We start from the raw sequence: 13,827 nt of genomic DNA on the forward strand, positions 1-13,827 counted from the left end.
ATCGGCTGACGAAGGAGTCCGAAGGTGCCGTCGATGCTCGATGCGGTCGTGGTGGGAGCGGGGCCGAACGGGCTGACCGCTGCCGTGGAGCTGGCCCGCCGCGGTTTCTCGGTGGCCGTGTTCGAGGCCCAGGGCGCCGTGGGCGGCGGAGCCCGCACCGAGGAACTGACCCTGCCGGGCTTCCGGCACGACCCGTGCTCCGCCGCACATCCGCTGGGCATCAACTCGCCCGCGTTCCGCGGCCTGCCCCTGGAGCGGTACGGCCTCGAGTGGCTGCACGCCGGGCTGCCCATGGCGCATCCGTTCCCGGACGGGTCGGCCGCCGTGCTGTCCCGGTCGGTCGGCGAGACGGCCGCCTCCTTCGGGCCGCGCGACGCGGGCACGTACCGCAGGCTGGTCGAGCGCTTCCTCCCCAGGTGGGACACCCTGGCCCGGGACTTCATGTCCCTGCCGCTCACGGCGCTGCCCCGCGACCCGGTCACCCTCGCCCGGTTCGGCCTGGTCGGCCTGCCCCCGTCGACGTGGCTGATGCGCCGCTTCCGCGACGACAGGGCCAAGAGCCTCTTCGCCGGGCTCGTGGCGCACGTCATGGCCCCGCTCGGCGGCTTCGCCACCAGCGCCATAGGCATGGTCTTCGCCCTCGCCGCGCACGCCCGCGGCTGGCCCGTGGCCCGCGGCGGCTCCCAGGCCGTCTCGGACGCCCTCGCCGCCTACCTCGAGGACCTCGGCGGCACCGTCCACACCGACTACGAGGTCAAGCGCCTCGACGACCTGCCGCCGGCCCGCGCCTACGTCTTCGACACCTCGCCCACCGCCCTGGCCCGCATCGCCGGCCTCGGGAACCACTACGCGAACTACCGGTACGGGCCCGGCGTCTTCAAGATCGACTACGCGCTGGACGGCCCCGTCCCGTGGACCGCCCAGGAACCCCGCATCGCCGGCACCGTGCAGATCGGCGCCGACAGCGCGGAGATCGGCGCCGCACTGAACGCCGCCTCCCGCGAGGGCCGCGCCCCCGACGCGCCGTTCCTCATCACCACGCAGCCCAGCGTCGCCGACCCCACCCGTGCGCCGGAGGGCAAGCACGTCTTCTGGGCGTACGGACACGTCCCCAACGGCTGGACCGGCGACCTCACCGACGCCATCGAACGCCAACTGGAGCGCTTCGCCCCCGGCTTCCGCGACCGGATCCTGGCCCGAGCCACCGCCGGCCCGCCCCAACTCGCCGCGCGCAACGCCAATTACGTCGGCGGCGACATCGCCTCCGGCGCGGTCTCCGGCCTCCAGCTCCTGCTGCGCCCCAAGCTGTCCCTGTTCCCGTACACCACCCCGCACCCGGCCGTCTACATCTGCTCGTCGGCCACCCCGCCGGGCCCCGGAGTGCACGGCATGTCGGGGCACAATGCGGCGAAGGCCGTGTGGCGCAGGCTGCGGCAGACGTGACCGTCTCCGTGGTCCGCCACATATGACGTAGGCCTCCGGAGTGGCAGCGCGCTGTTGGCGTACGCCGTCTCTCCGCCTCCCCCTCCCGCCTCCCGCTTCCCCTTTCGTCTCCGGCCTCCGTGTGCCGCGTGTAGCGGGGCTCGACGTCTTCCGCTCGGCCGCCGGCCCGACGGCCGGTCCCGGCCGACGGGGATCGACATATGACGTAATCCTTACGTCGGCACCTTCGGAGCTGACGCGGAGGTGGGCGGTGGTGTGGACTCCGGAGCGACCAGACCACTGATCTTGTGATGACGGAGTGACCATGAGACGTACCCGTGCTGTGCTCACCGTGGGCCTGGCCGCCGCCTTCCTCGCTGTTCCCACCGCGGCCTGGGCCGCCACCCCCGACGTCCCCGAGACGCTGCGGATCTCCGACGGCCCCTACGCGGGCTTCCAGCTGTGCGGCGCTCAGACCCCACCGACGTTCAGCACGAGCAACAGCTTCGGCCCGACGTTCGCCGCTTCGGTGAAGGGCGTGACCCCGCGGCCCGATCTGCGCGGGACGATGGAGCTCGCGCGAGCGGGCGAGCAGCCGTTCCGCACCTTTCAGCTCAGTACGGGCCCGATCGGCAGCGATTGGGCGGTCCAAGTCCCCACCAGCACCTTCAGCCCGGGCGACTACCAATGGCGGATCCGGGCCGAGGGTGCTGACGGCCCCTCCGCTTGGGCCGCCTGGTGCGAGTTCGAGGTGACCGGTCCGTCGCCCGCGCCCACGGAGTTCACCTACAGCCCCGACGGCGGCGAGCACTGTCTCGACGTGAGCGGCGCGAGCAAGCAGGACGCCGCGCGGGTGCAACTGTGGGACTGCAACGGGTCATCGGGGCAGACCTGGAAGAGCACACCCGAGGGCACCCTGGTGAACCCGAACTCGGGCAAGTGCCTGGACGTGGCCGACGGGGGCACCGCCAACGGCTCCAAGACGCAGATCTACGCGTGCAACGGCACCGGTGCGCAGCAATGGCGGTACGACCGGCCCACGTCGGCCGCCTTCACCAACCCCCAGTCCGGGAAGTGCCTGGACGTGCCCTACTCGGACTTCACCAACGGGGTTCAGGTCCAGATCCACGAGTGCAACGGCACCCAGGCCCAGGTCTGGCAGCGGCTGGCCCCCGCCTGACCGGACGGCGGGCGGGCCGGCCGCCGATTGCGACGATGCGCCGCGTCCGACGACGCAGGCTCCGCGGCGCACTCGTCCACTCGTCCACCCCTCCACACGTCCTGGAGCCCTTCTCACCTGGCTTGACGTTCAATTGCCACTGATGTGCAATAACCCCGTACAGGCAACAAGTGTGGGGGAGACATGACAACCCGTCGGATACGAAGTGCCGCCGCCGCGGCGGCGTTTGCCGCGGGCGTCACCGCCTGCTCCGCACCCGGAGGCGGAACGGGCGACGGCGAGGCCGAGGCGGCCGGGTCCGTCGTGATCGGGGTGGGCTCCGAGCCGGACACGCTCAGCCCGCTGCTCGGCTACGGCAAGGACGGAAACTCCAAGATCTTCGACGGGCTGCTCGCCCGCGACACCGACCTGAAGCTGAAGCCCGCCCTGGCGACCGCGCTGCCGAAGATCGCCGACGGCGGCCGGACGTACACGTACACCCTGCGCGACGGCGTGAAGTTCAGCGACGGCGAACCGCTGACGGCCGAGGACGTGGTCTACACGTACCGCACCGTCCTCGACGCCAAGACCAACAACACCGCCCGCAGCGAACTGGACGCGATCAAGGACGTCCGCGCGGACGGTGACGACACCGTCGTCTTCACCCTCGAGTACCCGTACGCGCCCTTCGCCGCCCGGACGGTGCTGCCCATCGTCCCCGAGCACGTGGCGGGCAAGCAGGACCCCAACACCGGCGACTTCAACACCAAGCCCGTCGGCACCGGTCCGTACGTCCTCACGAACTGGAGCAAGGGCGAGAAGCTCGCCTTCAAGGCCAACCCGCACTACTGGGGCGGCAAGCCCGCGGTGAAGTCGTTCACCATGGCGGTCATCGCCGACGACAACGTACGCGCCACCCGACTGCGCTCCGGCGACCTCGACGGCGCCGTCCTGCCGCCCAACCTCGCCGCCACCTTCGAGAAGGACGACGGCAGGCGCACGTACCGGGCGAAGTCCTACGACTTCCGGGCCGTCACCCTGCCCACCGCGGGCAAGGTCACCGGCGACCGCGCGATCCGGCAGGCCCTGGACGCCGCCGTGGACCGACAGGCCATGGTCGACAAGATCCTCGACGGCGCCGGCCGGCCGGCGTACGGGCCGCTGCCCCTGGACGACCCCGCCTACGCGCGCGGCATCGAGCGCCCGCGCGACCTCGCCACGGCGGAGCGCGTCCTCGACGACGCCGGCTGGAAGCCCGGCTCGGGCGGCATCCGCGCCAAGGACGGACAGCGCGCCTCGTTCACCCTGTACTACCCCTCGGGCGACAAGGTCCGCCAGGACCACGCACTCGCCTACGCCTCCGACGCCAAGAAGGCCGGCATCGAGGTGAAGGTGGAGGGCGCCACCTGGGAGGTCATCGAGCCGCGGATGAAGAGCGACGCGGTGCTGGCGGGCTTCGGCAGCGTCGGCGACCCGGACTTCGGCCTCTACACCCTGCTGCACTCCTCGCTCGCCGGCGACGGCTTCAACAACATGGCCCACTACGACAACCCGGCGGTGGACGAGGCCCTCGACGCCGGCCGCCGCAGCCAGGACCGGAAGGTGCGCGGGGCCGCCTACGAGAAGATCCAGCAGGCGCTCGTGGAGAACCCCGGCTACACCTTCCTCACCCACATCGACCACCTGTACGTCCTCGCCGACCGCTGGGACGGACTGACCACGCAGCTGGAGCCGCACGAGCACGGCTTCGCCAGCGGGCCGTGGTGGAACATCGAGGACTGGCAGCCGAAGAAATGACCCGGTCTCCCCGGCGGCTGCCCTGGGGGGCGATGGCACGGCTGGCCGGGCGGCGGGCCCTGTTCGCCCTGCCCATCGTCCTCGTCGTCACCTTCGGCGTCTTCGCCATCGCCGCCGCCTCCCCGTTCGACCCCGTCAAGGCGTACGCCGGCACCGCCGCGCTCGGCGCCGACCAGGAGACCCTGGACCGGCTGCGGGACAACCTGGGCGTCGACCAGTCGTTCGTCGTCCGCTGGTGGGAGTGGCTGACCTCCGCGTTCACCGGTGACCTCGGCCACTCCGGGGTGATGCGCCAGCCGGTGGCGCAGGTCATCGGCGAACGCCTCGTCTGGTCGGCTCTGCTGTGCGCCGTCGCCTTCGCCGTCGCCGTCCTGGCCGGCACGCTCCTCGGTGTGCTGGCCGCCCGCCGCCCCGGATCGATGCTCGACCGGGCCGTCACCTCGCTCGCGTACACCCTGGAGGCGGCACCGGTCTTCTGGATCGCGCTGCTCGCCGTGTGGCTGTTCGCCCTCCAGTGGGACGTGCTGCCGGCCGGCGGCCTGACGGACACCGCGAGCGAACAGGTCACCTTCGGACAGGTCGCCGGGCACATCGTGCTGCCCGCCGGGGTGCTCGCCGTCTCCCAGCTGCCCTGGTTCATCCTCTACGTACGTCAGGGCGTCGGCGACGCCCTGACGGAGGACCCGGTGCGCGGGGCGCGGGCCCGCGGCATCGGAGAGGGCACCGTCCTGTTCGGGCACGCCCTGCGCTCGGGGCTGCTGCCGGTGCTCACCCTGATCGGCTCCCGCGTTCCCGAACTCATCACCGGCGCCCTGCTGGTGGAGACCGTGTTCAGCTGGCCCGGCATCGCCGCGGCCACCGTCGAGGCGGCCACCGCCGTGGACTTCCCGCTGCTGGCCGCCCTGACCACCCTCGCCACCGCCGCCGTACTCGCGGGCAACCTGCTCGCCGACCTGCTCTACGGACTGTTCGACCCGAGGGTGAAGCTCAGTGAAATGTGACTCCCATGGCTGACGTCGCCGCCGAGAAGGCCGGCCCCGCGTGGCGCTCCCGCGGCGCCGACCGCCGCTCCACCCGCACCCTGCGCCTGCGCGTCTGTGCCACGCTGCTGACCGTGACCGTCCTCGCCGTCCTGCTCGTGCCGCCGCTGGTGCAGCTCGACCAGCAGGCCGTCGACCTGGCCGCGAAGCTGCAAGCCCCCAGTTGGGAGCACCCGTTCGGCACCGACGACGTGGGGCGGGACCTGCTGCTGCGCTGCGTGTACGGCCTGCGCGTCTCCCTGCTCGTCGGGGTGGCGGCGGCGCTGACGGCCACCGTGGTCGGCACCGCCGTGGGGGCCACCGCCGGGGCGCTGGGCGGCTGGGTCGACCGCGCCGTCATGCGGGTCGTCGACACCCTCTCCTCCGTGCCCCACCTGCTGATGGGCATCTTCATCGTCGCGATGTTCCGGCCGGGCGTCTGGCCGGTGGTGATCTCCGTCGCGCTCACGCACTGGCTGTCGACCGCGCGCATCGTCCGCGCCGAGGTGCTGTCCCTGCGCTCGCGCCCCTACGTCGACGCGGCCGTCTCCGGCGGCGCGTCCCGGTGGCGGGTGGCCGTACGGCACCTGCTGCCGGGCGTGCTGCCGCAGGCCGCGCTGGCCGCCGTACTGATGGTGCCGCACGCCATGTGGCACGAGTCGGCCCTGTCCTTCCTCGGTCTCGGGCTGCCCACCCACACCGCGAGCCTCGGCAACCTGATCCAGGAGGCGCGGGGTTCGCTGCTCGCCGGGCAGTGGTGGCCGACCCTCTTCCCCGGCCTGTTCATCATCGTCCCCACCCTCGCCGTCGCCGGTCTCGCCGGTGCCTGGCGGGAGCGGATCAACCCCCGTCGCCGATCGGAGCTGATGCTGTGACCGAGCGAGCCCCCGTGCTGTCGGTACGCGGTCTGTCGGTGCGCTTCCTGATGCCGGGCGGGCGCCGGATCGCCGCCGTCACCGACGCCCACTTCGACGTGGCGGCCGGCGAGTGCCTCGCCCTGATCGGGGAGAGCGGCTGCGGCAAGTCCGTCCTCGCCTCCGCCCTGCTCGGGCTGCTGCCCGGCAACGCGCAGACCACCGGCGGCGCGCTCCTCGGCGACCTGGACCTGCTCGCCGCCGACGAGCGGACGTTCGCCCGCACCGTGCGGGGACGTATGATCGGCCTGGTTCCGCAGAGCCCGGCCGCCCACCTCACCCCGGTCCGCACCATCCGTTCGCAGCTGGAGGAGACGGTCGCGGAACTCACCGCCGTCCGTGGCCGCGCGGCCCTGCGTACGGCCGCCGAGGCCGCCGCCGAGCGCGCCGCGTTCCCGGTGGACCACCTCGACCACCACCCGCACGAACTCTCCGGCGGCCTGGCCCAGCGCGCCGCCACCGCCCTCGCCCTCGTCGGTGACGCCCCGCTGCTGCTCGCCGACGAGCCGACCACCGGCCTCGACCGGGACCTGGTGGACCGCACCGTCGACGAGTTGAGGCGACATGTCGACAACGGTGCGGACGGGGACGGGGCGGACCGGGCCCTGCTGATGATCACCCACGACCTGGCCGCCGCCGAACGCATCGCCGACCGGATCGCCGTGATGTACGCGGGCCGGATCGTCGAACTGGCCGACGCCCGTGACTTCTTCGGCACCCCCGGCCCGCGCCACCCCTACAGCCGGGGCCTGCTTGACGCCCTGCCCGACCGTGCCTTCGCCCCCATCCCCGGTCTGCCGCCCGAACTCGGCGCCCTCCCCGAGGGCTGCGCCTTCGCCGCCCGCTGCGACCGGGCGACCGACGACTGCGCCGCGCTGCCGCCGCTGACCGCCACGGTCGCCTGCCACCACCCGCACGCCGCGCTCACGGAGGCCGCCGACCGTGCTTGAACTACGTGCCATCACCGCCGGGTACGACAGGAACGCGCCCGTGATCCGGGACATCTCCCTGTCCGTCGCGCCGGGCGAGGCCGTCGGGCTGCTCGGCCCGAGCGGCTGCGGCAAGTCCACCCTCGCGCGTGTCGCGGCCCTGCTCCACCACCCCCAGGCCGGCGCCCTGGTCGTCGACGGCACACCCGTACGGCGCTGGCGACACCGCGCCCCGCGCGAACAGCGCACCGCCTTCGGCGTCGTCTTCCAGCAGGCCCGGCTCTCCGCGGACCCCAGGCTGACGCTCACCGACCTGATCGCCGAACCACTGCGCGCCACCGGCCGGCGCGAGGACGTCACCGACCGGGTCGCCGAACTCGCCGCCACCGTGGGCCTCACCGCCGACCTGCTGAGCAGGCGCCCGCACGAGGTCAGCGACGGCCAGTTGCAGCGCGCCTGCCTCGCCCGCGCCCTGGTGCTGCGCCCGCGCTGGCTGGTGTGCGACGAGATGACGGCGATGCTGGACGCCTCGACCACCGCCGCCCTGGTCCGGGTCGTGGAGGACTACCGTGCCGCCACCGGCGCGGGGCTGCTGGCCGTCGGCCACGACCGCGTCCTCCTCGACCGCTGGTGCGACCGCACCGTCGAATGGGACACCCTGACCCGCCCCTGAGCCCTCCCCGCCGATCATTCTCATGGACATGTATCGGTCAAGCGCGGTCCACGAGCACAGCAGTCGGGGTTCACCCGGTGCCGTTTGCCTGGTTGTCGTCCGGCCATCCGTCCCCTGGAGGTTCGATGACCCCGCCGCGCACCACCTCTGCGAACTCCCTGAAGAGAAGGGGCTTCCTCGGCATCGCGGGCGCCGCCGGCGCCGGTGCGGTGCTGCTCGGCACCGGCGCCGCACCCGTCGCGGCCGCCCCGGCCCGGGTCCCGGGCGACCCGTTCCAGCTGGGCGTCGCGTCCGGCGACCCGCTCCCCGACGGCGTCGTGCTCTGGACCCGCCTCGCCCCCAAGCCGCTCGACGACGACGGCGGCATGCCCCGGCGCCCCGTCGCCGTGCGCTGGGAGATCGCCCTCGACGAGCGGTTCAGGAAGATCGTCAGGCGCGGTGTGGAGCACGCCGTGCCCGCCGAGGCGCACACCGTCCACGCCGAGGTGCGCGGCCTGCGGCCCCACCACGAGTACTACTACCGCTTCCGCGCCGGCGACGCCCTCTCGCCCGTCGGCCGCACCCGCACCGCCCCGGCCCCCGGCACCGCGCCCACCGTCGACTTCGCGTTCGCCTCCTGCGCGAACTGGGAGCAGGGCCACTTCACGGCGTACCGGCACATGGCCGAGGAACGCCCCGACGTGGTCTTCCACCTCGGCGACTACCTCTACGAGTACGCGGCCGGCGTCAACGGCAAGGTGCGCACCCACCACGGCGACGAGATGAACACCCTCGCCGAGTACCGCGCGCGGCACGCCCAGTACAAGACCGACCCCGACCTCAGGCTGCTGCACGCGACGGCGCCGTTCGTCGTCACCTGGGACGACCACGAGACCGACAACAACTACGCCGACCTGAGCCCGGAGAACAGCGACGCCGGCCAGGGCAACGACACCACCGCCCACTTCGCCGCCCGCCGCCGGGCCGCCTACCAGGCGTACTGGGAGCACATGCCGCTGCGCCGCCTGCGCAAGCCGGTGGACACGGAGCTGCCGCTGTACCGGCGTCTGGAGTTCGGGGCCACCGCGACCTTCAGCGTGCTGGACACCCGCCAGTACCGCACCAACCAGCCCTACGGCGACAAGTGGCAGGTCTCCGGCCCCGAGCAGTGGGACCCGAAGGCCACCATCCTCGGCGGCGAGCAGCACGCCTGGCTGGAGCGGAGCCTGTCGCGCTCGCGCTCCACCTGGAACGTGCTGCCGCAGCAGATCTACTTCGCCAACTGGGACGCCGTCGCCGGCCCGGACGACGGCGGCTACAACGACGGCTGGGACGGTTACCGCGTCTCCCGCGACCGGGTCCTCGGCTACGTCGAGGAGCGCGGCATCGACAACTTCGTGGTGCTCACCGGCGACGTCCACAACAACTGGACCAACGACCTGCGCCGCGACTTCGAGCGCCCCGAGACGCGGCTGCTGGGCAGCGAGTTCGTCACCACGTCGATCACCTCGGGCGGCGACGGCTCGGCCACCCACGATCCCGGCCAGGTGTACTGGGACGAGAACCCGCACACCAAGTACTACAGCAGCCGCCGGGGCTACGTCCGCTGCACCGCGTCCAAGGAGCAGTACACGGCCGACTACCGCGTGGTCGACTACGTCACCCGGCCCGGCGCCCCGGTCCGCACCGACAAGTCGTTCGTGATCGAGGCGGGCGTGCCGGGAGTCCAGGCCGTCTGAGCACAGGCCGTCCGAGTCCAGGCCGTCCGGGCGCAGGCCGTCCGAGCGGCGGGCGCCGGCCCCGCGTCCGGGGCCGGCCGCCCCCATCAGGAACCAACAAAGTCCGACGGGGTAATTGAATCGGTTGTGTTCGGGTCCTAGGGTGTGGGCTGACTCAGTAGTCGCTGCGCCACCGGCAGTTGCGCTTCGTCTCTGCATCAACTGCCCTCACAGCACCGTGTGTTGAGCCGCCCCCGATGCCCACGGAAGGCCACGGTCATGCCGCACTCGCCCGTGTCACCCGCCGGATCCCCGGCCCGCCCTGTCCGCCCGGTCGTCAGCCGCCGTCGTCTCCTGGAGGGCGGTGCCGCCGTCCTCGGCGCGCTCACCCTGTCGTCCGCGTCGCCCGTCGTGGCGCACCCGGCCGGCCGGCGGGCGGCGGCCGACGAGCCGCCGGAGTGGAACGACTTCGGCGTGTTCCGCGTCGGCACCGAACCGCCGCACACCACGCTCATGCCCTACGCGGACGTGAGGGCGGCCCTCGCCGGCGACCGCACCCGCTCGCCGTACCGGCTCAGCCTCGACGGTGCCTGGAAGTTCGCCTACGCCGACCGCCCCGAGGACCGGGACGCCGACTTCCACCGCACCGACACCGACGACGGCGACTGGGAGACGATCCCGGTCCCGTCCGTGTGGCAGCTGCACGGCCACGACTTCCCGATCTACCTGAACATCACCTACCCGTACTGGGGCCCCAACGGCCTGGGCGAGGACCCGCAGCCGCCCGCCGCCCCGACCCGCTACAACCCGGTCGGCCAGTACCGGCGCACCTTCACCGTCCCGCGCGACTGGAAGGGCCGCCGCACCTTCCTCCACTTCGAGGGCGTCAAGTCCGCCCACTACGTCTGGATCAACGGCGAACTGGTCGGCTACGACGAGGACTCCTACACGCCCTCCGAGTACGACATCACCGACCACCTGAAGCCCGGCACCAACCAGATCGCCGTGGAGGTGTACCGCTACTCCGACGGCGACTGGCTGGAGGACCAGGACATGATCCGGCTGAGCGGCATCTTCCGCTCGGTCTACCTCTACTCCACCCCGTCCGTGCACCTGCGAGACTTCAAGCTGGACACCCCGCTGAACGGCACGTACACGGCCGCCGAGCTGGCGGTCACCGCGAGCGTGCGGGCGTACGGAGACGGCGACACCGGCCGGTACACCGTCGAGACCCAGCTGTACGACGCGCGCGGCCACGCCGTCTGGTCGCGGCCGCTGGAGCAGTCCGCGGACCTCGGCACGGCCGGTGCCGGCCAGGACGTCACCGTACGGGCGGCGAAGGCCGTACCCGAGCCCAGGCTGTGGTCGGCCGAGCACCCCGACCTCTACACGGCCGTCCTGCGCCTGCGGAACCCGGCGGGCAAGGTGGTCGAGACCCTGTCCCACCGGGTCGGCTTCCGCGAGTTCGCCCTCAAGGACGGGCTGATGCGGATCAACGGCAGGCCCGTCTCCTTCCGCGGCACCAACCGCCACGAGATGCACCCGGCCCGCGGCACCGCCCTCACCCGCGAGGACATGGTCGAGGACATCAGGATCATCAAGCGGATGAACATGAACAGCGTCCGCACCTCGCACTACCCGAACAACCCGCTGTGGTACGAACTCGCCGACGAGTACGGCCTCTACCTCGTCGACGAGACCAACCTCGAGACCCACGGCATCCGCGACGAGTACCCCGGCGACCACCCCGACTGGACCGAGGCCTGCGTGGCCCGCGCCCAGAACATGGTGCACCGCGACAAGAACCACGCCTCGGTCGTCATCTGGTCGCTCGGCAACGAGGCCGGCGGCGGCAGCACCTTCACCGCCATGCACGACTGGATCCGCTCCTACGACCCCACCCGCGTCATCCAGTACGAGGGCGACGACCGCCCGGGCATCAGCGACATCCGCTCCGAGATGTACGACAGCCCGCAGCGCGTCGAGCAGCGGGCGAAGGACACCTCCGACACCCGGCCGTACGTCATGATCGAGTACGCCCACTCGATGGGGAACTCGACCGGCAACTTCAAGAAGTACTGGGACATCGTGCGCAGCCACGACGTGCTCCAGGGCGGCTGGATCTGGGACTTCGTCGACCAGTCCCTGTACACGCCCGTCCCGGCCCGCACCCTGCTGACCGAGTCCGGGCCGGCCGGCCTGCGCGGCGAGATCCTCGCCACCCACGGCGGCCTCGACCGCGACAAGGGCCTGACCGGCATCACGGTCTTCGAGCGCGACGACAGCCTCGACCTCACGGACTCCCTGACCCTGGAGGCCTGGGTCACCCCGCACGTCACGGGCTACCACCAGCCCATCCTCGCCAAGGGCGACACCCAGTACGCGCTGAAGCAGACCGACCGGCGACTGGAGTTCTTCATCCACTCCGGCGGCCAGTGGATCACCGCGAGCTGGACCGTGCCGGACGACTGGACGGGCCGGGAGCACCACATCGCGGGCGTCTTCGACGCGGACGCCGGGAGCCTGACCCTGTACGTCGACGGTGCGGCGCGGGCCACCCGCACCACCGACCGGCGGCCCACCAGCAACACCGCGCCCCTCGCGCTCGCCACCGACGCCGACGCCCAGACCCGGGAGTTCAGCGGCACGATCCGCCGTGCCCGCGTCCACGCCCGCGCGCTGAGCGCAGCCGAGCTCGCCTCCGACGGCCGCGGCCCCGGCGACGACGGCGTGCGGTTCTGGTTCGACGCCGCGACCGTCAAGGCCACCGAGAAGCGGCCGAAGGACAAGACGTTCCTCGCGTACGGCGGTGACTGGGGCGACAACCCCAACGACGGCGCCTTCGTCGCGGACGGCATCGTCACCGCCGACCGCGGCCACACCGGCAAGGCCGCCGAGGTCAAGCGCGTCTACCAGGCCGTCAACGCCACCCGCACCCCGGGCGGCGGCCCCGGCGCCGTCACCCTCACCAACGAGTACCTGTTCACCGACCTGCGCGAGTTCGACGGCCGCTGGGAACTCGTCGCCGACGGCAGGGCCGTACGGAGCGGACGGCTGACCCGCAGCCAGCTGGACGTGGCACCGCAGTCCGGCAAGGACATCACCCTCCCCGTCCGGCTGCCGGACGACCCCGAACCGGGCACGGAGTACTTCCTGGAACTCTCCTTCACCACCAGGGAGTCCACACCGTGGGCCAGGGCCGGCTTCGAGGTGGCCCGGCAGCAGCTCCCCATCGAGGCCGGCAGCCCCGACGTGACCCCCGTACGCCTGGAGAGCGTCCCAACCCTGCGCCACGAGGACCGCGACGAGGACGTCAGGATCAGCGGCAGGGACTTCTCGGTCACCGTCGACAAGCGCACCGGCACCATCACCTCCTACGAGGCGAAGGGCACCCGGCTGCTCACCTCCGGTCCCGCGCCCAACTTCTGGCGGGCGCCCACCGACAACGACAAGGGCAACGGCCAGCACAACCGCAACCAGACCTGGCGCGACGCCGGCGCCCGGCGGAAGGTGACGGACGTGAGCGTGCGGGCCTTGGGCGACCGGGCCGTCGAGGTCAAGGTCGCCGGCACGCTGCCCACCACGGTGGAGTCGGCGTACACCACCACGTACACGGTGTTCGGCAACGGTGAGATCAAGGTCGACAACACCCTGCATCCCGGCGCCGCGAACCTGCCCTACATCCCCGAGGTCGGCACCCTGCTCTTCCTGCCGCGCCGACTGGACCGCCTGCACTACTACGGACGCGGCCCCGAGGAGAACCACTGGGACCGCAACACCGGCACCGACGTCGGCCTGTACTCCGGGACCGTCGCCGAGCAGTGGACGCCGTACATCCGCCCGCAGGAGAACGGCAACAAGACCGACGTCCGTTGGATCGCCCTCACCGACCGGCACGGGAAGGGCCTGCTCGCGTCGGGCGAACCCCTGCTGGAGGCGAACGCCTCCTTCTTCACACCGGAGGACCTGTCGGCAGGCGTGCGCCACGACTACCAGCTGACGCCGAGGGACGAGGTCGTCCTGCGCCTGAACCACCGGCAGATGGGCGTCGGCGGTGACAACAGCTGGGGCGCGCACACGCACGACGAGTTCAAGCTCTTCGCCGACCGCGACTACTCGTACACGTACCGGCTGCGCCCGTTGACGGACGTGAAGGACGCGATGGCGGCCTCGCGGCGGCCCACGGCGACCGAATAGCACCGTCCGTATCCCGTACC

Annotated in this window: 9 protein-coding genes; all 9 read left to right on the plus strand. The window is 72.1% G+C overall.

Going from position 1 to position 13,827, the window contains the following annotated elements:
• Positions 1-33 precede the first annotated feature (33 nt).
• The 9 genes from ACH4F2_RS05140 to ACH4F2_RS05180 all read left to right on the plus strand — a co-directional run bounded on the left by ACH4F2_RS05140 (position 34) and on the right by ACH4F2_RS05180 (position 13,807).
• Positions 34-1,443, plus strand: coding sequence for a phytoene desaturase family protein (locus ACH4F2_RS05140; RefSeq protein WP_398131312.1), 1,410 nt, complete (start codon positions 34-36; stop codon positions 1,441-1,443).
• A 304-nt stretch (positions 1,444-1,747) separates the two neighbouring features.
• Positions 1,748-2,602 (plus strand): RICIN domain-containing protein, encoded by an 855-nt coding sequence (locus ACH4F2_RS05145; RefSeq protein ID WP_398131313.1) that lies wholly within the window; start codon positions 1,748-1,750, stop codon positions 2,600-2,602.
• A 183-nt stretch (positions 2,603-2,785) separates the two neighbouring features.
• Positions 2,786-4,378: an ABC transporter substrate-binding protein gene (locus ACH4F2_RS05150; RefSeq protein WP_398131314.1), complete on the plus strand. Its 1,593-nt coding sequence runs from the start codon at positions 2,786-2,788 to the stop codon at positions 4,376-4,378.
• Positions 4,379-4,410: 32 nt separating this feature from the next.
• Positions 4,411-5,379, plus strand: a complete 969-nt coding sequence (locus ACH4F2_RS05155; protein WP_398131578.1) for an ABC transporter permease — start codon at positions 4,411-4,413, stop codon at positions 5,377-5,379.
• A gap of 5 nt (positions 5,380-5,384) precedes the next feature.
• Positions 5,385-6,272: an ABC transporter permease gene (locus ACH4F2_RS05160; protein ID WP_398131315.1), complete on the plus strand. Its 888-nt coding sequence runs from the start codon at positions 5,385-5,387 to the stop codon at positions 6,270-6,272.
• Positions 6,269-7,261 carry an ABC transporter ATP-binding protein gene (locus tag ACH4F2_RS05165; RefSeq protein ID WP_398131316.1) on the plus strand — a complete coding sequence of 331 codons (993 nt, stop codon included), beginning with the start codon at positions 6,269-6,271 and terminating at the stop codon, positions 7,259-7,261. The genes ACH4F2_RS05160 and ACH4F2_RS05165 overlap by 4 nt, the downstream gene beginning before the upstream one ends.
• The gene (locus ACH4F2_RS05170) at positions 7,254-7,913 is read left to right on the plus strand and encodes an ABC transporter ATP-binding protein (protein ID WP_398131317.1); all 660 of its coding nucleotides are present in this window, start codon (positions 7,254-7,256) and stop codon (positions 7,911-7,913) included. The genes ACH4F2_RS05165 and ACH4F2_RS05170 overlap by 8 nt, the downstream gene beginning before the upstream one ends.
• Positions 7,914-8,038: 125 nt before the next feature.
• Positions 8,039-9,631 (plus strand): alkaline phosphatase D family protein, encoded by a 1,593-nt coding sequence (locus ACH4F2_RS05175; protein WP_398131318.1) that lies wholly within the window; start codon positions 8,039-8,041, stop codon positions 9,629-9,631.
• A 258-nt stretch (positions 9,632-9,889) separates the two neighbouring features.
• The gene (locus ACH4F2_RS05180; protein ID WP_398131319.1) at positions 9,890-13,807 is read left to right on the plus strand and encodes a glycoside hydrolase family 2 TIM barrel-domain containing protein; all 3,918 of its coding nucleotides are present in this window, start codon (positions 9,890-9,892) and stop codon (positions 13,805-13,807) included.
• The last annotated feature ends 20 nt before the right edge of the window (positions 13,808-13,827 follow it).

Origin of the sequence: Streptomyces sp. NPDC017890 (assembly GCF_044328675.1) — a bacterium.
Taxonomy (GTDB): domain Bacteria; phylum Actinomycetota; class Actinomycetes; order Streptomycetales; family Streptomycetaceae; genus Streptomyces.

Coding starts and splice junctions, on each gene's coding strand:
- ACH4F2_RS05140 (WP_398131312.1), top strand. CDS start 34: ATGCTCGATGCGGTCGTGGTGGGAGCGGGGCCGAACGGGCTGACCGCT.
- ACH4F2_RS05145 (WP_398131313.1), top strand. CDS start 1,748: ATGAGACGTACCCGTGCTGTGCTCACCGTGGGCCTGGCCGCCGCCTTC.
- ACH4F2_RS05150 (WP_398131314.1), top strand. CDS start 2,786: ATGACAACCCGTCGGATACGAAGTGCCGCCGCCGCGGCGGCGTTTGCC.
- ACH4F2_RS05155 (WP_398131578.1), top strand. CDS start 4,411: ATGGCACGGCTGGCCGGGCGGCGGGCCCTGTTCGCCCTGCCCATCGTC.
- ACH4F2_RS05160 (WP_398131315.1), top strand. CDS start 5,385: ATGGCTGACGTCGCCGCCGAGAAGGCCGGCCCCGCGTGGCGCTCCCGC.
- ACH4F2_RS05175 (WP_398131318.1), top strand. CDS start 8,039: ATGACCCCGCCGCGCACCACCTCTGCGAACTCCCTGAAGAGAAGGGGC.
- ACH4F2_RS05180 (WP_398131319.1), top strand. CDS start 9,890: ATGCCGCACTCGCCCGTGTCACCCGCCGGATCCCCGGCCCGCCCTGTC.